18 protein-coding genes and 1 tRNA gene are annotated in these 18,161 nt (G+C 50.8%); 5 read left to right on the plus strand and 14 right to left on the minus strand.

The genetic code is table 11. The features are described 5' to 3' along the window. Position 1: 1 nt before the first annotated feature. Entirely contained in the window at positions 2–1,087 is a 1,086-nt protein-coding gene (gene hemH / locus FJ146_02445; GenBank protein MBM4250807.1) for a ferrochelatase, read from the minus strand. Then, entirely contained in the window at positions 1,056–1,448 is a 393-nt protein-coding gene (gene apaG / locus FJ146_02450) for a Co2+/Mg2+ efflux protein ApaG (protein ID MBM4250808.1), read from the minus strand. Before apaG ends, hemH begins: the two co-directional genes overlap by 32 nt. Before the next feature lie 85 nt (positions 1,449–1,533). Between apaG and FJ146_02455 the strand changes: the two genes are divergently transcribed. Beyond that, entirely contained in the window at positions 1,534–2,355 is an 822-nt protein-coding gene (locus tag FJ146_02455; GenBank protein ID MBM4250809.1) for a class I SAM-dependent methyltransferase, read from the plus strand. A 43-nt stretch (positions 2,356–2,398) separates the two neighbouring features. Here the strand turns inward: FJ146_02455 and FJ146_02460 are convergent, their stop codons facing one another. From FJ146_02460 to FJ146_02495, 8 genes are all read right to left on the minus strand, one after another. After that, the gene (locus FJ146_02460) at positions 2,399–3,421 is read right to left on the minus strand and encodes a 2,3,4,5-tetrahydropyridine-2,6-dicarboxylate N-succinyltransferase (protein MBM4250810.1); all 1,023 of its coding nucleotides are present in this window, start codon (positions 3,419–3,421) and stop codon (positions 2,399–2,401) included. 3 nt (positions 3,422–3,424) lie between these two features. Further along, on the minus strand, positions 3,425–4,012 hold the full coding sequence (locus FJ146_02465; GenBank protein ID MBM4250811.1) for a thymidine kinase: 588 nt from the start codon (positions 4,010–4,012) through the stop codon (positions 3,425–3,427). Positions 4,013–4,061: 49 nt separating this feature from the next. Beyond that, entirely contained in the window at positions 4,062–4,406 is a 345-nt protein-coding gene (locus FJ146_02470; GenBank protein ID MBM4250812.1) for a PilZ domain-containing protein, read from the minus strand. Between the two features lie 28 nt (positions 4,407–4,434). Then, positions 4,435–5,739: an AarF/ABC1/UbiB kinase family protein gene (locus tag FJ146_02475; GenBank protein ID MBM4250813.1), complete on the minus strand. Its 1,305-nt coding sequence runs from the start codon at positions 5,737–5,739 to the stop codon at positions 4,435–4,437. 111 nt (positions 5,740–5,850) lie between these two features. Then, complete coding sequence (locus FJ146_02480) at positions 5,851–7,413, minus strand: hypothetical protein (protein MBM4250814.1); 1,563 nt, start codon at positions 7,411–7,413, stop codon at positions 5,851–5,853. Positions 7,414–7,535: 122 nt separating this feature from the next. Continuing rightward, positions 7,536–8,786, minus strand: a complete 1,251-nt coding sequence (locus tag FJ146_02485) for an ABC transporter permease (protein MBM4250815.1) — start codon at positions 8,784–8,786, stop codon at positions 7,536–7,538. A gap of 22 nt (positions 8,787–8,808) precedes the next feature. Further along, complete coding sequence (locus tag FJ146_02490; GenBank protein MBM4250816.1) at positions 8,809–10,041, minus strand: ABC transporter permease; 1,233 nt, start codon at positions 10,039–10,041, stop codon at positions 8,809–8,811. A gap of 16 nt (positions 10,042–10,057) precedes the next feature. After that, positions 10,058–10,900 carry an outer membrane lipoprotein-sorting protein gene (locus FJ146_02495; protein ID MBM4250817.1) on the minus strand — a complete coding sequence of 281 codons (843 nt, stop codon included), beginning with the start codon at positions 10,898–10,900 and terminating at the stop codon, positions 10,058–10,060. 117 nt (positions 10,901–11,017) lie between these two features. Between FJ146_02495 and FJ146_02500 the strand changes: the two genes are divergently transcribed. Further along, a complete protein-coding gene (locus tag FJ146_02500) occupies positions 11,018–12,265 on the plus strand; it encodes a hypothetical protein (GenBank protein ID MBM4250818.1) in 1,248 nt (415 codons plus the stop codon). A 5-nt stretch (positions 12,266–12,270) separates the two neighbouring features. Here the strand turns inward: FJ146_02500 and FJ146_02505 are convergent, their stop codons facing one another. Further along, positions 12,271–13,197, minus strand: coding sequence for a hypothetical protein (locus FJ146_02505; GenBank protein ID MBM4250819.1), 927 nt, complete (start codon positions 13,195–13,197; stop codon positions 12,271–12,273). 163 nt (positions 13,198–13,360) lie between these two features. Between FJ146_02505 and FJ146_02510 the strand changes: the two genes are divergently transcribed. After that, positions 13,361–13,447 (plus strand) — tRNA-Leu (locus tag FJ146_02510). A gap of 76 nt (positions 13,448–13,523) precedes the next feature. On the opposite strand, the gene FJ146_02515 is transcribed toward FJ146_02510, so the two are convergent. Together FJ146_02515 and FJ146_02520 are read right to left on the minus strand one after the other, a co-directional pair. Beyond that, positions 13,524–14,153: an HAD family phosphatase gene (locus FJ146_02515; protein MBM4250820.1), complete on the minus strand. Its 630-nt coding sequence runs from the start codon at positions 14,151–14,153 to the stop codon at positions 13,524–13,526. A 35-nt stretch (positions 14,154–14,188) separates the two neighbouring features. Continuing rightward, entirely contained in the window at positions 14,189–15,031 is an 843-nt protein-coding gene (locus FJ146_02520) for a hypothetical protein (protein MBM4250821.1), read from the minus strand. Between the two features lie 107 nt (positions 15,032–15,138). Between FJ146_02520 and FJ146_02525 the strand changes: the two genes are divergently transcribed. Together FJ146_02525 and FJ146_02530 are read left to right on the plus strand one after the other, a co-directional pair. Further along, on the plus strand, positions 15,139–15,714 hold the full coding sequence (locus FJ146_02525) for a hypothetical protein (protein MBM4250822.1): 576 nt from the start codon (positions 15,139–15,141) through the stop codon (positions 15,712–15,714). A gap of 102 nt (positions 15,715–15,816) precedes the next feature. Beyond that, positions 15,817–16,785 carry a putative sulfate exporter family transporter gene (locus tag FJ146_02530; protein MBM4250823.1) on the plus strand — a complete coding sequence of 323 codons (969 nt, stop codon included), beginning with the start codon at positions 15,817–15,819 and terminating at the stop codon, positions 16,783–16,785. Here the strand turns inward: FJ146_02530 and FJ146_02535 are convergent. Beyond that, positions 16,777–18,081: a hypothetical protein gene (locus FJ146_02535; GenBank protein MBM4250824.1), complete on the minus strand. Its 1,305-nt coding sequence runs from the start codon at positions 18,079–18,081 to the stop codon at positions 16,777–16,779. The two genes, FJ146_02530 and FJ146_02535, sit on opposite strands and share 9 nt — an antisense overlap. Between the last annotated feature and the right edge of the window lie 80 nt (positions 18,082–18,161).

Here is an 18,161-nt window from a genome sequence, read left to right on the forward strand (position 1 = left end):
TCTAAAACCCATGAGCCGTCAGGGCATCTACCAGAGAGGCTGCGAGTTCAGGATCGTCATTTGACGGTACGACGCGCGCATAACGCTTAAAGCCAGAGGCCAAAGCTAACTCTCTGTAGGTGTGATCCATCTCATAAAGAGTCTCGATATGGTCAGCAGTAAAGCTAATCGGCACCAATAGCACCGCCCCGCCTCGCTCACGTCCAAGTCGCTCGATAGTCTCATCGGTATAGGGCTTTACCCACTCAACCGGCCCCACACGGCTTTGAAACGACAGGTCCCAGAGCACATCTGATTGCGGAAAGCGCTGCTTGAGCCATACCTCACCGCGGCGCTTCAACTCATTAAAGTGGGCGTGCGTCTCGGTCACATAGGGATCGCCCCTATTGTGGTATTTGACAGGAATCCCGTGCGCTGAAAAGACGACGGTCAGTGGTTGCGACGGTTCAGAGGTCAGGAGTGGCTCCAGTCCTTGCTGTAATCTCTGATAGGTATGCGCGAGGTAACGCGGCGTCTGCCACCATGAGAAAATTCTCGTTGTCGGAATATGCCGGTGCCCAAGATGAGCCTCCACAGCCAAGTCAAAATCACGCAGTGAGCTCACCGTGGTGCTGTGGCAAAGATGTGGATAGAGCGTCACCATGAAAATACGACTACCGGCAAAATCGATACTGCGGACCGTTTCCTCTGCAGTCGGTGCCGTATATCTGTTGATCACAACGACCTTGGTATTAGGCCTCATTTGTCGCAACGCGGTCTGCAAATGCTCAGCCTGTGCCGCAGTCATCTTATTGATCGGCGAGTAGCCAATCTTGGCATATTCTGCCGATGATTTTGGTGCTCGCTTGGTAGCAATGCGTCGCGCCAAAAATCGCCGGAATCGCGCCGGAAGTGGCGCTCTGATGATAAAGGGATCCTCGAACAGGCGTCGCAAGAATGGCTCAACCTCCGGATCCGAGGTAGGACCACCAAAGTTAAGAAGAACCACAACATGGGGTACGTCGCGCCAAGGATCTGTTGTAAGCTGGTTGGTCAAAGCGATATCACCTTCGCATTTAATTGGGTCGTGCAAGTTGATCGGGACTATCTAAGGAAAACGCTGGTATCGCTACGATGATCAGGTCCCCGTTCTCACTTGTCATGTCATAGGTACCGACCATGATACCTGAAGCGGTCGGCAGATTGGCAAAACTGCTGTAATTAAAAGTGGCACCTGGCGGTATCAGTGGCTGATTGCCCACAACTCCATCACCCTTGACATCTGTTGTTTGACCAAAAGCATTGGTAATGCGCCAATGGCGACGAAGAAGACGCACCGATGCAGTGCTATGGTTGCTAATAGTAACCTCGTAAGTCCATACATAAACACCTGATTCAGGTTGCGAATGATCGGTAAGAAAGGCAGGTTGTACCGTGACTTCGATAGCATTAGTGATCTGACTGTACATGCTGCGTGCTCTCTAAGCCGTAGTAGTCTATGTTGCAGGACCGTCACCCTACTTTAATCAGTTGCAGCAAAAGCGCAAGGGACGCATGGCAAAGAAACCCACTGTTACAGGCAAAAACCTACCAGAATTCGACAAGTACTATCATTACCGGGAGAGCGTGCAATCACCAGATGCCGATGCAGCCTTTCTAGAGGAAATCTACCGCCGAGCTAGAGGGCGCAATCCCACTGTTTTTCGCGAGGATTTTTGCGGCACCTTCGCCAATTGCTGCGCATGGGTAAAACGCAGCAGCAAAAATAGAGCCTACGGCCTCGATCTTGATCCTGAGCCGATCAATTACGGCAAAAATCATTATCTCACTGAGCTGACAGCAGAACAGCAAAAGCGTGTTCATATCGAGTTACAGAACGTCCTCGGACGTAACCTACCACGAGCCGACGTCATTTGTGCGCTGAACTTCTCGTACTTCATTTTCAAGGAACGTCAGGTTCTTAAAAAGTATTTCACAGCCTGTCGCAAATCCCTGAATCCTAAAGGTGTATTTGTTATTGATGCGTTTGGAGGACCAAAGTGCCAAGAGGCCAATGAGGAGGTCAGCGAAAACGGCAACCCACCTTTTGACTACTACTGGGACCAAGACTCCTTTGATCCGCTTACTCACGAGGCGGTGTTTCACATCCATTTCAAGCGCAAGGGCGAAAAGAAAAGGCTCAATGTCTTTACCTACGATTGGCGCATGTGGACGCTTCCCGAGCTGCGAGATTTGCTTCTCGAGGCCGGTTTTAGCCGCGTAGAGTACCTCTGGGAAGGCACCAATGAACATGGCGAAGGTGACGGTGACTTCAAAGCCGTGAATAAAGGTGAGGAATGTGAAGCCTGGGTCGCATACCTTGCCGCTTACGCCTGAAGTTGCAAGAGGCGATCGGTTGAGACCGCCTCAGTTCACCCATTTAATTATGGGAGTGCAAATCCTGATTGAGTTCAATGGACTTTTTATTAGGTAGACACTCAATAGCACCATCTTGAGAGTTGCGGCGGAAGAGAAGTCCGCTGCGACCAACAAGCTCGCTCGCTTTGAGTTTACGCGTCACTTCGCCATCTTTATTTAGAACGCGCACTTTGCTAGCGGCCGTCAAATACAGTCCGGCCTCGATTGTACAATCATCGCCGAGAGGGACGCCTAGGCCAGCGTTAGCCCCCAGGAGACAATTCTTACCGAGCGAAATCGGCGTAGAGTTGCCCCCGGACAATACACCCATGGTGCTAGAGCCACCACCGAGGTCGGTACCAGCTCCAATCCAAACACTTGAAGAAATGCGCCCTTCAACCATATTGGGGCCCTCACATCCCGCATTGAAGTTCACGAAGCCCTCATGCATGACCGTGGTACCCGATCCTAGATAAGCTCCCAAACGAACTCTTGAAGCATCCGCAATGCGCACGCCTGACGGCAATACGTAGTCTGTCATCTTGGGGAATTTATCTACCATGTGCACAGTTAACGGCACTCCCTTCATCCGACAGGCCAATTGAAGCTCCGGCAACTCTGCTACATCCACGGGTCCCAGGCTCGTCCATGCCACGTTGGGCAGTATCTTGAAGATTCCAGTCAAATTAATCGCATTAGGACGTACAAGACGATGCGACAAAAGGTGGAGTTTCAAATATGCCGCGGGAACATCGGAAGGGGCCGTATCCTCGCCAAGAAAAACCGCACAAAGCGGCGAATCTGTCGCTACGAGAGCAGCGTAATCTGGATCGATGACGGCCAATGCCTTACGCTGATCAGCATTCAATTCAAGGGATTGCTCTCCACCCTGGTAACCGAATGCTTCAGCGAATGCTGCAACCTCGAGACCAACCGGATGCAATACCGGCTGAGGATAAAGAACTTCGATCCAATCGCCGTTTTTGTTCTGGGTGCCAACCCCAATGCCGAAGGCAAATAAAGACTCTGTTTTACTTATAGTCATGACTTATAACTCCTGCGAATTCCAAGCCTCAGGCAGCCGAGAACTATAGCACTTGGCGCACGTCGGCAGATATTTCTCTTCACTCCCAAGATCGACCACCGGACCGGTCAAACTTGGCACACCATTCACTAACTTCAGGTTGAATACTGCTTTGCGATTGCAGTAGGCACAAGTGGTCTTAACCTCAGAAATCTCATCCGCTAGTTCCATCAGGCGGCGACTACCGGGAAACAAGCGGGTCCGGAAATCACCGCGCAGCCCATAGCAAATGACTGGTACATCTAGTGCTGTAGCAATATGCCGCAACTTCTCGATCACCGACTCACTCAAAAACTGCACCTCATCCACTAAGATGCAGTCGGCAAGCGACAGACGATCCTCGGGCAAGTCACCAACAGAAGACACGAGATAATCTGCGTCACGCGTTAAACCGGCGCGCGAGGTGACCGCATTCTCCCCAAATCGAGTATCAAGAGCCGGCTTTACTACGAGCACAGTCTTGTTCTGCTGGGAGTATGAATGAGCCACTGCCAGTAAATTAAGGGTCTTAGCACTACCCACTGAACCGTAGCGAAAGTACAGTTTTGCCATGTGCTCCACCTGTCTCTAGTGGCGCCATTTAAGCACGAGGCGAAACTGATTACAACTCGTTGTACTTTTGGAGGAGGATACGCTGCTCCTCCATAATGTAGGCTAGAGGAATGGATCTTTTAAGATGCAAACTACAAGTCAACTCTAGCGGCATGATCCGGATAATCTTGCCCTCGATAGCAACGCGCTTTCCGGATCGAAATACCAACGTACCCTTGACGACCTGGTTCTCGATATGTCCATGCTGCGCCGGTAGGAGAAAGCGAATGCCTCGCTCCGACACGTCAAGCACCTTATAAACAACCTTACCGACTTGTAGCTGTGGTCGTTCTAATTCGGGGTAATTGATTCTGTAGTGCTCGCGCTGATTTTGCTCAATATCACTCTTAGCCATTTCTCGACCCCGCAATCAGAAGACCATTTCAGTCAAGATTTGCAGCCAGCCCACGGTCCAAAAACTGCATCATCTCAACCTCAACATCCAGGTCCTTGAGCAAGTGATACATGCCGCTGAGTTTTCTGTTGAGAAAGATCAATTGATGCGGTGGCGCTGAATGCTTGACGCTCAAGGCAAATTTTGCCGCAAGATCCCGAACCGATTTCAGCCAATCATCATTACGAAACTTAAATGGCTGAAACTGTGGCTGCATCATCTGCGTGACGAGCATGATCAATTCGCGAAAATGGGCCAGGGTCTCCAGCGATTCCTCCCGAGAGAGATAACCTTGATCCAGAGTGACAGCGATTACATCGTCGAAATTATGGGTCATGATGCCATGGATAATCCGGCGTAATATGCGCCTAAATTCTGTCGGGAATAAATTAGTCGCACCAAAATCAAGAAGCACCAATTCGCCAGAGTCTGGCCGGTACAGAAAATTGCCAAAGTTTGGATCAGTCTGCATGATCCCATGCGTCATCAGCTCATCTATTAAAAGATTCAATATGAGAGTGGCAAAATGCTGGGCTTCAGCCTTCGCTGGCTTGGTACTAATCCAGTCCGCAATACGGACACCGCTCTCGTAAGAAAGGCAAAGCACTTTGGATGACGTAAAGTCATGAAAAACAGTGGGAATGACATAACCTTGACTTGCAATTGCATGCCTATAAGCATCGGCATTTGCCGCCTCTAGTCGGTAATCAGCCTCGCGCTTTAGACTTGCAGCGATTGCAGCGAAAATAGGGTCCATGTCCACTGGTGTTCCGCGCAGTTGAATTGCCATTGAGACCAACTTACGCAAAACGTTAAGATCGGAGTCTATACTGTTCGCTACGCCAGGAAACTGTACCTTGACCGCAACATCCTGATTATTCAGGCGCGCCTTGTGTACCTGCCCGATCGAGGCAGCTGCAATAGGCTCAGGAGAAATATCTTCAAGCATGGACAGTCGCTCAGCTCCCAGCTCGCGGCCGAGAATGTACCGGACTTGATCGAAAGGCATGAACGTACCGCTGTCGTGAAGCTGTCTCAGGATAGCTACCACCTCTGGCGGCAGGATATCGCTAAACTCGAGACTAACTAACTGCCCCGCCTTCATGGCTGCACCCTTGAGCTGGCCCAGAGTAGCTACGAGCTCTTCCGTTTGCTTGATGCGACTGGCTAACTTTGAGTCCTCTGCCCCCATGCGCCCAGCAACCTCACGCACAGCAATCTTAGCCCCCGAAAAGAGAAGGCGGCTGGTTCGTGCAAATACACTTTGAGGAATCTTGTCGCTACGTTTTGCCATTTAAAGGACCACGCTGATGGAAAGAGCTGTGAACTGTCAGCATAGCAAAAAAAAGACCACCGCAGGAAGAGGATCACCCTCCGCCTGCGGTGTCGTGAGACAAATTAAGAATTAGTTGCTTATGGTTACACTCTTCAACGACGATCCTAAGCCTCCCGAAGCGGGGTCAGCTATAGTGAGTGTTGCAGTACCAGCAGTAGCGTCCTTGTAGAAAAGGCTAGCCTGAGTAGCACCGATTGCGAGATTAAAAGCTGTCATACTTGTCGTGCAGCTAGCATCCGCATAGAAAGTACCTGTAGCTGAGCTCGAGCTGACGTTCAGTAAACGAAGTGCTGAGAATGAGGCTTGCTGGTCGTTGGCGTCCAGAATCAGTGCCAACAACGAGCTACACTCGTTTACTTTCGCGTTTAGTATGGCCGTAGCCCAGGCAATTTTGGCAGGAGTAGATGAGGTCTGGCCTGCGGCAGCACCCATCACAGAAGACGCCATAGTCAGATTGGCATCCGGACTCGACACTGTCAAAGTCGGACCACCAGCTGCGGTGTCTTTGTAGTAAACCGTCACATCGGTTGCACCCTTAATGAGGCTGACCGCAACTACTGGGGTACCCGCACAGCCACTGTCAGTGTAGAACGATCCGGTAGCAGCACTGGAAGCAAAGCTGAGAGAAATGGTCGAGGCTAACGGTGCCGGTCCCTTGTCGCCTTCTTGTGTTTCTACCCTAACTGCAGTGCAAACTCCAGGAGCGGCCATCGGCAGAGCATCAAGGAAAGCTAGTTTGGTGGCGCCTTTCACAACGTTCACGGATAGACCACCGTTCGTGGACGTCACTGGTTGCATCACGATGTTTGCCACAGATACCTTGTCCGCACTGATTGTGACGGTGCTCGAACCCTGTTGCAGAGGTACACCGTTCTCGTCTTCCCAAAGGACGAGGATAGTATAGGTACCAGCAGGGACACCGTGAAAGTTTAGGGTTTCCGATTGAACGTACGGTTGTTGTACGTTCATAACGACGCAAGACGGATCGGCAGGCACGTAGCCACCGTTAACGGTAGAGCCTGTCGGATCTGGCGCAGGAGCTGGTTCAGGCGCTGGCGCAGGAGCTGGTTCAGGCGCTGGCGCAGGAGCTGGTTCAGGCGCTGGCGCAGGAGCTGGTTCAGGCGCTGGTGCAGGACTTGGCGCCGGTGTGTTGTAATAATTATTGGTGATGTTGTTCGTCACTGTGATCGGACCGATATTGGTAGTCGCGACCAAGTTGAATATCTTAGCTAATACTGCGTCTAGTGTACCCGAATGGCCGAACATGCCGGTAGCATACCAACCACCAGACTGGCGCCCCCTGTAATCTTTGCGCTTAGTCTTTTGGCCGTCAGTTAACGCGATGGTGTTGGCCCCGGTAGTCCCGCTACCAGTGCCAGTCGTAATATCAATGTCTGCGGGCTCGGCATTTGGTGTCGGGACCTTGCACTTGGCCTCGTCAAGGAGTACCACCTGAACCTGGGTGACTCCGGCGGGTGCAATGGCTTCGCTGAGCGATAGCACGCCTACTGATCTGGCTTTTTTGTTTTCATTGGTTTTTTTAACCAGAGGATGGCAAGCAGCCAATGCAAGTAATATCGCTAAACTTTGAGTACGGCGGAAACGAGAGGTAGGTACAGACTTCAATCGCATTTCAAACCCTTTCCAAGAAGACAGCAGATGGATCTCCCACCACAACAGGAGCGCTGTCGTATCGGCATTTTCACAATAAAACTTTAGATGTTTTCTCTAAACACCGATCACATCGGTCTTTTTTAGGATCTAATGACCTTTATCGGATCGGTCGTCGCAGCCCGCATCGCAGGATAAATCCCGGCCAGCAGACCAGCCGCCATCAGGGCAACGACAATGCCAAGTACCTGATTGACACTTAAGCGACAACCAATGACCTGATCGACGATGGCGAACGAGTTGCCTTTTTTTTCACCAATAAATTCACTTATATCGATGCCGCGGTCATGTAGATACCGGTACATGGGGACGGCTCCGAGAGCTCCTATCGCCAGTCCGATACACCCCAAAAGCATGCCCTCCCAGGCCACCATACCGACGACACCCAAAGGCGGCATTCCCGTTGCAAGCATGATACCGAATTCACGACGTCGCTCTATGATGTTTAGCATCATGGCATTCAGCACACCGATGCCGATAATGAGCGAGGCAAACACTAACAGAACACCATACAGCGTGCTGTCAACATCGATGATTTGTGCTACCTGCGGAAAATTTTCTCGCCAATAAGCTACATGCGATTTAGCGGCAACGGACTTCATCAGGCGCCGCTCCACGGGTGATACGAGACGCGGCGAAACAGCGTCAGCTTCGGCGTTTACCGCAATGAACGACGTTTCATTGCTCTCGAAACCAAGCGTTTTCTGCAGGGTTGACAGCTGCATTAAGACCAGATGCCCATCAGCATCAGGACTACCAGTTTCAAAGACCCCACTCACGTGCAATACATTTGACACCATCTGACCTATAGCATCGGTAGTGGTGAATATCAATCGATCACCAAACTTTAAACCAAGCTGAGTCATCATTAACGACCCAACTAAACAGTCATCTGCAACTGAAGGCTGTAGCCGAGCGCCTCCTTTCATAGCTCCCAACATCAAATTATTCGAGGCATTCTCGTATCGCGTATCGATACCGACAAGCTGTGCACCAGTGCTGTTCTTGGCCGTGTACACCACAGCAGCCACTGCCGTTCTGGGACTAGCCGATTGGATTCCTGGCGCCTTTTTCAAGGATTGCAACAAGGACTCGTCGAATTTTATCCGACTTGATGGCATGGGATCTGCCAAAAATCCCGGTTCGCTAATACTAATCACTCCGTAACCACTCTTAGCCGCATTAGCAATCAACCTATCGTAGACATTTTGGCGGGTACCGATTAGCACCGTCGAGACGCAGGCACCAAGAGCGACGGACAAGGCCGTGACGATCGTGCGGCGCGGATTACGCGTAATGTTGCGAGTACCAATACGAATGATCTCTTGGATCACTTATCACTCCAGGAAGATTTGTTTATCCTGCACGCAGGGCTTTTATTGGCTCCATACGCGCGGCATCGACACCTGGGTACAAACTGAAGGCAAGAAGGGCGACAAACATGAAGACTACGGGTGCAAAAATTTCTATGGGCCCTAAACTCGGATAGAGAATCGGCTTTAGTGTGATACCTGCCATCGACCATTGGTCATAGAAAAACCGTAGATCGAGACCATAGCGGCGTAAAAAAAGAGCGATTGGAATGCCAACAGACCACGCTGCAATGGCGTTGAACGCTCCAATCCACGCGGATTCTGCAATGATTAGACCCAAAACCTGCTTAGGCGTCATACCAAGAGCGGTCATCGTACCGAACTCAACAAGGCGATCATAAATAGTCATAAACACAATATTTACTATGATACCGCCGAGTGACAGATAAATAAAAGCAAACAAAAATTTGCTCGAAATCGATAGAACATCTAGCATTTTTGACACAACTGGCTTTAACTCACGCCACGTCTTAACTTCTGCAGCCGGATATGTACGCTCAACTACAGACTTCAATTTAGAGGTCGCTATTTTTAGCGATATCGATTTGTCTATTCGCTTGAGTGCTACTTCGTGTACACCGGCTTGCAGACGGAAAAACTGTTGAAATGAAGCACTCGGCAAATAGACCGCTCGAGTGTCTATTTCGTCATTCACAGTACCCAGTATACCGCGGATGCGAAAGACGCCATTTGCCGCCGAACCATCAGCGGCTTGTGCGAGTAATACCACATTGTCGCCCGGATTAAGATGGAGGCGCCGTGCTAAGGTGCGACCTATGACCAGCTCGTTTGCTGAGTCGGGAGCAAACCAATTCCCATCACGAATATTTTGGTCTAGCTCCGTGACTTGCGGCTCATGATTTAGGTCTACGCCCCTCAACTGAACCCCACTGGACTGGTCTCCAGCGCCCATGAGTCCAAAGCCGTACCATCGGGGCGCAGCCTTAAAGCCAACTTTTGCAAACTGCATTTGCCAGTTCTCTATGTATGGTATCGTTTTATAGAGATCTGGATTATCCACGTAGCCAGGCAAATGTAACTGAAGCTCACCGACATCGAGATCAGTGGCAGTTCTTTGAAGCAGCTCTTCGAGACCGGTATTGAGACCGCCCCACACCAGCATCGTTGCGGTAACTGCACCGATCCCAGCCACCTGCATGAGTGTCCGTCGTCTGGCACGGCCTAAGTTTCTTAGAGCAAAAACGATTAGATTCATGGCGAGCGAGCCCCATTTATAGGGATTTAAGGCGCTCTAGTGAGAAGAAGCCGGAATCAAACTTAACACCGTGACGTATAGCCTCGTACACCATTTCCGTATGCTCACCGGGAAGATCAGCTGGAGTTACGAGAATCTTTGATGGCACCATTTTACCACCGATTTTTTTGAGATCGGAGAAACTCAGAGTTCTCACTTTGGTGCCACGCTCGTCGTAAAAAATCTGACTCTGCGGAATGCGACGCTCCTTCTCGACGATCATCCGAATCTTCGACCAAACCACAGCCGTTCCCTTTTTCGGCACTAAATCGACTGTCCAAATGTTGGCGGAACCCTTCTTTTTGGTCTCCACAATGGTACCGTCATAGTCTCGTGCGAGATAAGCCGAGTGAACGAGGTCCTCGTTAGAAAAGTGACTGCCCATCCAACTCGCGCTACGTAGCGCAGCACTCACCTTCACCGTCTTATCAACATTTGGCAGGTAGTTGTACATGTCAGAGCCAAGGCGAAGGGTAACCGTGCCTTTTTCTGACGGAGGATAATTGATTTTGACGACTGCTTTATCCGCCCCTGATGTCCAATAAGTCAATTTTAGCGTTCGGTCATAGTGGGACGTCTTCACTGACATCGTCATGTCAGCCGATGATTTTGCAGAGAACCAAAGATTGTCTACACCATCCAACACTTTGCCTAGTTCCGCGATATCAGCCTTGGTCGGTTTGCCGTCCGCCAGTGCAATTTCACTGGCGGCAATAAGTACAGCACCGCAAATCACTGCGATTAGGGTTGTCACGTACCTGCGCAGGAGGCCAGTCATTGACCCCAGTCGAAAGCGAGAGAGCAAGTTTGATAACAGCATAAACTACCGATTTAGAAGATTTCTTTATACAATAAGACATTCTGCAAAGTTGTACAAGACCGGCCGCCGCATAGGGGCTTGTCACTAGCGGCCAGCAATACCCAGGACGAGGCTTACATGGCAGCAAAATTTATTCACTGCTTGGTCCTGAATGCCGCCTGGTTGGGAGTGAGTAGCGCTGCCTTGGCTCGAACCAGCGTTGATCAGCAGGTGAGCCTTAGAACATTTTCTGGTTACTTACAAAATCCCAACGGTAGCGAAAGCCTTTATCCCGCTAAGTCTGATCTAAACCAGCAGGTGATTCTCCGCGACAGCGTCAAAATCAAGCCTAATCGCAGCGTTCGCTTCGAGATCAACGCCTTTGGTTTGCTCATAGGATCTTCATCGAAGAGCTCATTGGTACAGACCCTTCTCAATGCGTCGGATGAGACGAACCGCACGGCTGACCTAGAGCGCCATTGGCACAACAGCACAAATTCTGACGGCTACCTCACGCTAGATCGCTTAAACGTCAGCCTACGCCTCGGCCATGCGGATCTGACAATTGGGCGATTTCCCGTCAATTTATCGACGATGTTTGTTTTCGTTCCAAATGATTTTTTTGCCCCCTTCCGCGCCTTTGACTACTACAGAGAGTTCAAGCCTGGTGTTGATGGCGCCCGCTTTGATGTAGCCCTGGGTCGTAGGGGGCAATTATCGGTCTTAGGACTGGCTGGGTTCCAATCCTACGGTGTCACAAGTCGAACCGGCAGTGAAACTAAACCCTCACGCAATTACTCACCCATTAATGCCTCGGCACTAGTTCGTGGCACCTACGCGCTACGTCGCTTTGAGCTTGGTTTTTTGGGAGGAAAAGTCGGTCCGAGCCTGCTCGGCGGGTTCTCGCTCCAGGGCGAACTTGGCAACTTTGGCATCAGAGCCGAGGGTAATCAACGAGCAAACCAGATAAGCAAACAGAAAACCCTTGCCGTAGCGGGAGGCCTAGACTACCGACTCACCTCGAAGTTTGCTGTCCAGATGGAGCAATACTTTAACGGTGGGGGACTGCGAAAAGCCAGTGAATTGGTTGATGAGGAAAGCCCCGGGTTCACTTCGCCAACCCTCCAGCTTGGCCGCCTCTACACAGCACTCACAGGAATCTACGACATCACCGGCGTCCTCAATCTCAAAACCTTACTAATAATTAACGATAGCGATCAATCGATGCTCGGGAATTTGTATCTCACTTACTCCGTTGCAGCTAATGCCAATCTGGTTGTGGCGCTGATGGTGCCTCGCGGCAAACCACCTGAGGAAACCACACCGGTGACCGAATACGGCCTATATCCAACAGTTCTTTCGATACAGACCGCCGTTTACTTTTGAACAGTCTAGCGAGCGCTCTGCTGCTGCATGTACTTCACAAGGTTTGATGCGATCTTCTGTACCGCGTCTTGTACCTTTTCTGACTGTTTTTGATCATCAGCACTGATTTTCACTACGAGTATCTGATAGCCGCTGTTGTTATAGTCAAGCACTGCGTTCAGGATTTGGTAGCTTTTTACCGTTTTGATCGATTTTTGCAGCATGGATGCATAGAGATAGCCAGCGTCACTAATTTTGTAGTGGTCCATCTGATATTTGAAGATCGTCTCTACAGTCACCTTGGGAAAAGCGTTCACCTCGGCGCTTGAATTAGTGTCGATAACCCAACCACGAGTCCAGCTCGGGTCGCCGTTCGAACTCGCCGCGGTTACAGCTATCGCGCTATCTTTGGGCTTACTTCCTTGGGCTTGGATTTTACCTTTTTCAGTATCGACGGTCCCGTCTCGCGGCCCAACATTGTTATAGTGGGTCGCGGCATTAATCGGCATCTTGATCGCGACAGCGAAAAACGCGGACACCGTACCATTGTCGGTACCCAGCTTGCCGATGAGGTTGAGAGCTGGCTCCCCAGCCCCCGTATAGGCGTTGGGTATCAGGGTGTTCACTAAAAAATCCGTAGGGGCGCCGGTGGCGCAGATTTGTTTAAAGTGATCCGCCAGCTGACCTGACACCGCTCCGACTGTGGCAGCACTCGTGCACCAAGCGGTCAGTGTCGGGACTTTTTCTTTTTCGGCAACGGCAGTGATTTTAACTGGCCTGTTGCAGAGCCCATCGTCGCACTCTCCCACCGGAATTTCCTTCGGGGGCTTGCGCGGCGGCTTACCACTGGGCTTTTTGGGGCTCGAGCTAGCCTCCGGCTCGGAGTTGCAAGCAAACGTCAGCAGCGCACTCACAAAGGCATAACTCAATTTTCTGCACCAGGCGGAAATCATCTCTAGAATCCTCTTACAATGTTGCAGCACACACACGTATCGGCATTTCGGGCCGAAAACTTTAGGTAATTCGGAAAAATTCGAGAATATCGCTTTTTTAGTTGCCTACCTGTCGGGGTTATTTTAAAAATCAGGTCCCGTTCAGGCGGGGTTAAGACACGATGCGAGCGTGTTGGAATTGGTAGACAAGCCGGTCTCAGAAGCCGGTGCCCGCAAGGGTGTGGAGGTTCAAGTCCTCTCGCTCGCACCAGTAACAATTCAATTTTACTGATAAAACCCAGGTGGCGGCGACGTCGACCTGGGTTTTTTAATGTTATTTCGGCTGCTTAAGCTGGTATCGGCATACCTAGCTGGCGTAACTCCTGCCTTAGATCAACCCCATCAACGAACTGAACCGTCGTGATGCCCAACTGCCGCGCAGCTTCAACGTTCCGCGTGACATCGTCAATGAAGACCGCAGATGCGGCATCGATTTGATAGCGCTCCAGTAGACGCTTGTAAATCCGTGAATCTGGCTTCACTAAGCCCTCTTCACCGGATACCACGACACCATCAAACCAGGTCAGGAAGGGAAACAACTTCTTTGCCGGATAAAAGGTCTCGGCCGACCAATTGGTCAGAGCGTGAACCCTGTAGCCCAGCCGTTTTAGGTCGGCCAACACCTCGACATTGGCGTTGATGGGCTCCCCCAAGGTTTCAAACCAGCGCTCATGATAGGCACGGATGAGTTCCGCATGATCGGGAAACTCAGCTATGCGTTCGGCCACCGCCGCGGCGAAAGACTGTCCCGCATCAAGCCGATCGTTCCAAGCAGGGTTGCATACGTTAGCAAGAAACCACTCCATCCCCTGTACATCTTCACCGAAGATTTTTCGATATAAGTTACGTGGATCCCAACGAATCAACACATTGCCAAGGTCAAAAATCACTTGGTGCCCAGTGGGTGGCTGAAACATGCGGCAGTACACTCCCGTTAATTCTAAAAACCAAATTAAGTCCCGATTTGGCGCCTCGATGCCGCATCGTAGGCCTCGCGCACGACAGCCTGTCCGTACTGCTTTTCCAGGCGCTTAAGGCCGAATGCATAATAGGCAATGTTACTGTAATAGTCATTAAACATGCCATTGATCGCGGCACCACCGGCGGCACCCACAAGGGGCATACTCTGGGCAATAAATTTTTCGCCCACTAACACATTCATTCGCGCCCCGATCTTAGCCAAGAGTTCAATCAGCCGCGGAGCTGCCCCACTCTCAACTGCTGCCAGCACTTGGACAGCTGATTTACCAGCAATAAACTTAGCGCCGTCACGAACCAAAACGTCCAAGGCGGCCCTCTGCATGTAAAATGTCCCGTCTCCACCAGCTCCGTCGCCCTTGAGCGAGGGGTTTCCGTAAGCAAATACGGTCAATATTTCCAGGGCCGTTTGCGGATCAGAGGGATCAAAGCCAGACGCCTGGGCCATAGACGCGATCGACCGCATCATCAGTGTGGTGGTTAGCGGTAGTTCCAGAGCTAAGGCCCAACCACCAGTCACTCCGCTGACCGCACCTAGACCCATCGCAGCGGCGGTGTGTCCCCACTTGCGGTTTTTCGCCTCTAGAGTCGAAACGGTCTTTGTGTCTGTATCCTTGAGGCTGGCTATGGCGATGCGCAAACCGGTAGCCAGCGCCTTATCCACACCTTTTTGAATCACCGCCTGCATCTTATCAGGAATACGCTTGGTCAGTGCGCTAATCGGACGTCCCAGATAGGCTGAGGCTTTCATCAAAAAGCCTGGGTTCTCCAGAGCCATGACCGCAGCCTCTACAAATTTACGATCTTCGTCGTTCATAAACTCACTCCGCTAATGTCGATGAGTGGGATAATTACTGTAAATTCAATTTTCAACTAAAGTTTTTTACAGTTTTACCGATAAGACGGGTACACTTGGAGGCTAACATGATGTTTCGTCGGGCTTGTACCTCAGTTTGCTCTGTCGCACTTGCGAGCATGCTCGTCAATTGTGGGATGAATCCGATAACGGAAAACCATGTTGTGGCTCCGGAAGACGGGAGCGGAGGCAAAACTCCAGACTCAAGTGCGAAAATAAAGCCAACGGCCCAGAACGGTGCCGTTTCATCCTCAAACGGTACCAATAACACCCCACCTCCACTTGAAACCAAGGGTTCGAGTGTGACTGGAAGCGGAACTCAGGTCGGTGGCAACCCAACCACTCTGGGTACCGATCCGACAGCTTTCATGAACAGCGCGCAGGACCTAGAACGCCTCAGAACCGTATTGGCCAGCCCACAGTTTAATAACCTCGTGGCGCAGTTTGGCGTAGCAGGGGCCCAGAACCTGAACTCGGCGCAACTCAACGCTATATTGAGCGCTGTTGGTGGTGGCTCCGCGTTGGGTGAACAGAACCTTGGTGCCGCACTCGGCGGCGTTGACCTTACGAGTTTACTCAACGGCAATTTCGCAGGCGTCATCCCTCCAACGAATACACAAACCGCCGGAACACCTCAGAAATAGTCACCAAGAGGGCTCGGCACACCCCAACCAGAATGATATCATTTAGGCCGATAGTCACATCTATAGTGACTAAGCCTAAGCTTTGGGGAACCTTTGAACTGGATGCTTTCAGATCATCAGCGCCAGCGATGCTCATACATTTTAATACCCATTCTAGCGCTCTTTTGCTGGTTGCCAGCAGTGTCGTCGGCGCTTGCGCTACTCGGCGGCGTGATGATCGCTGCCTTGCTCGGCAATCCCCATCAAACCGTGACGAAAAAGATCGTATCGCCTCTACTCCAGTGGTCCATCATTGGACTCGGTGCCGGCATGAACCTCAGTGTCATCGGTAAGGTTGGAGCTCATGGCGTCATCTACACGATTATCGGTATCGTTGGTACAGTCATGCTAGGCTTCGTCCTGGCAAAATGGTTAAACGTACCGCCTAAGCTCGCGACCCTCATCAGTGTCGGTACCGCGATCTGTGGCGGCAGTGCCATTGCTGCAGTGGCACCTGTTATCGAAGCCGAAGATAAGGACGTGACCGTATCCCTGGGCACTGTATTTGTTTTAAATGCCGCTGCACTTGTCGTCTTCCCCTATATTGGGCACGCTCTCAACCTCTCGCAATTTGCATTTGGCACTTGGAGCGCCCTGGCCATCCACGACACTAGTTCTGTGGTAGGCGCAAGTATGCTGTTTGGACCTGAAGCTTTAGCAGTTGGCACCACCACCAAACTAGTCCGAGCTCTCTGGATCGCTCCCGTTGCCTTGACGATTGGTGCGATCTACTCACGGCTGCTGAAAAAGAGTGAGTCAGCCGCCAAACCGAAGATTCCACTATTTATACTCGGCTTTTTACTTGCAGCAACAGCACGCACCTTTATTCCTGCGATCAGTGATGTTGCTGACATAATCGCTACTACGGCTAAGCGCAGCCTTGTCATGACCTTATTTTTGATTGGCGTTAATCTGAGCCCCAAAACGCTCAAGGCCGTCGGTCTTAGACCATTAATTCACGGCATTTCCCTGTGGTTTCTTGTGGGTGGCGCCACCCTCGGAGCTATTCTCTGTGGCCTGATCTCAAACTAAATAAACATCCCCAGAGGCCTTACTGATGGAATTCGCGACACTCAGCTGGACCAGATTCGACGCTTCGCCTTCCGGTGTTTGCTGAGAGCGTGCATCTGCCGTTGGTTTTTGCTCTTGCTTAATTAATACGTCGTCTACCAAGGCATGCATCTGACGCATACTACTCAGAGCCGTATCAACTGAGTGACGTGTCATTTCATTAAAATCGAGATAGCCACTGACCTGCTCCAATTGTTGCGCAAATGTCTGCGACGTGGCCGAGGCATTTTCAACGAGCTTGCAAAACTCACTGGAAACGAGTTTGGCAGCATGTGCAAGTGATTGCACAGAGGCCTCAACACCATCTTTTTTAGTCGACGTCTTCTGCAAATTGTCATTCAGCGAGGTTGAAATTTCAGCAACTGATGCGTTCACATGACTAACAATTTGAGTAATATCGCTTGAAGCTTGATTAGTACGATCTGAAAGTTTTCGGACTTCCTCGGCTACAACGCTAAAGCCTCGTCCATGTTCGCCAGCTCGCGCTGCTTCGATGGCTGCGTTCAGGGCGAGGAGGTTAGTCTGATCTGAAATATACTGGATATCTTCGGTGATTCTATTAATCGTTGCTGTATTTTGGAGAATCATATTTATCGACCTGGAAAAGTCGCTATTTAGCTTAAGATTGTCCTCGAGCATCAGCGTCGTCTCATGAAGCAATTGCACAGCTCTACCTAATACGTATGAGAGCGAAGCCTCGTCACGGGCGTTGATAGTGTTGTTCTTGCCGGTGAAATGCTTCCTCAATGCGGTATTTTCTCCGACGTGCTCATGAGCTTTTTCTTTAATCGTTTTTATTTTTGAGCTTATGCTAGTAGCAATGCTATCGGTACTGCTTACAAGAGCAGTGAGTTGAGATTCAGTGGAGGGAATGATCTCGGCAATCCTGCGGATCAGCCTCAAATGAGCTGAAGTGATTTCCTCACTTTCAAGTAGCCGCCGTTCAAGATTCTCAAGATTACTCTTATGGAGGGCCTCAATCTGAGATAGAGCTGCTCGCCCCTCTGCAGCGACTGCACTCTGTGAGGCTACCATTTTTTGACGCAGTTCTTGCCCTTCTTTATGGCTGTGACTGAGTAGTTCGTGTTTACGACTTATGGCTGCCGCAAGTGCCACACAAAGACCCCAAAGTACCGACGTGGCGGCCAGTATTAAAGGGCTTAATGACTCAAAACCAGCGCCGATGACGATTGAAGATGCCGGCACTGCTGCTGCCAGACTTATAAACCAAAGGTTGTGCCAGAGACTCTTCGACATGGCTGATCCTCCGTTTGGAATGGGATCGGCACGATTGCCTCAAATATTGAACTTATGTCACCGGTGTCATGGCTGCCGCC

The sequence above is a fragment of the Deltaproteobacteria bacterium genome (genome assembly GCA_016874735.1).
Classification (GTDB): Bacteria; Bdellovibrionota_B; Oligoflexia; order Oligoflexales; family CAIYRB01; genus CAIYRB01.

Excerpts from the sequence above, each read along its gene's own strand:
- apaG (MBM4250808.1), bottom strand. The coding sequence starts at position 1,448 with ATGTACAGTCAGATCACTAATGCTATCGAAGTCACGGTACAACCTGCC.
- FJ146_02455 (MBM4250809.1), top strand. The coding sequence starts at position 1,534 with ATGGCAAAGAAACCCACTGTTACAGGCAAAAACCTACCAGAATTCGAC.
- FJ146_02460 (MBM4250810.1), bottom strand. The coding sequence starts at position 3,421 with ATGACTATAAGTAAAACAGAGTCTTTATTTGCCTTCGGCATTGGGGTT.
- FJ146_02465 (MBM4250811.1), bottom strand. The coding sequence starts at position 4,012 with ATGGCAAAACTGTACTTTCGCTACGGTTCAGTGGGTAGTGCTAAGACC.
- FJ146_02470 (MBM4250812.1), bottom strand. The coding sequence starts at position 4,406 with ATGGCTAAGAGTGATATTGAGCAAAATCAGCGCGAGCACTACAGAATC.
- FJ146_02475 (MBM4250813.1), bottom strand. The coding sequence starts at position 5,739 with ATGGCAAAACGTAGCGACAAGATTCCTCAAAGTGTATTTGCACGAACC.
- FJ146_02480 (MBM4250814.1), bottom strand. The coding sequence starts at position 7,413 with ATGCGATTGAAGTCTGTACCTACCTCTCGTTTCCGCCGTACTCAAAGT.
- FJ146_02490 (MBM4250816.1), bottom strand. The coding sequence starts at position 10,041 with ATGAATCTAATCGTTTTTGCTCTAAGAAACTTAGGCCGTGCCAGACGA.
- FJ146_02495 (MBM4250817.1), bottom strand. The coding sequence starts at position 10,900 with ATGCTGTTATCAAACTTGCTCTCTCGCTTTCGACTGGGGTCAATGACT.
- FJ146_02500 (MBM4250818.1), top strand. The coding sequence starts at position 11,018 with ATGGCAGCAAAATTTATTCACTGCTTGGTCCTGAATGCCGCCTGGTTG.
- FJ146_02505 (MBM4250819.1), bottom strand. The coding sequence starts at position 13,197 with ATGATTTCCGCCTGGTGCAGAAAATTGAGTTATGCCTTTGTGAGTGCG.
- FJ146_02515 (MBM4250820.1), bottom strand. The coding sequence starts at position 14,153 with ATGTTTCAGCCACCCACTGGGCACCAAGTGATTTTTGACCTTGGCAAT.
- FJ146_02520 (MBM4250821.1), bottom strand. The coding sequence starts at position 15,031 with ATGAACGACGAAGATCGTAAATTTGTAGAGGCTGCGGTCATGGCTCTG.
- FJ146_02525 (MBM4250822.1), top strand. The coding sequence starts at position 15,139 with ATGATGTTTCGTCGGGCTTGTACCTCAGTTTGCTCTGTCGCACTTGCG.
- FJ146_02530 (MBM4250823.1), top strand. The coding sequence starts at position 15,817 with ATGCTTTCAGATCATCAGCGCCAGCGATGCTCATACATTTTAATACCC.
- FJ146_02535 (MBM4250824.1), bottom strand. The coding sequence starts at position 18,081 with ATGTCGAAGAGTCTCTGGCACAACCTTTGGTTTATAAGTCTGGCAGCA.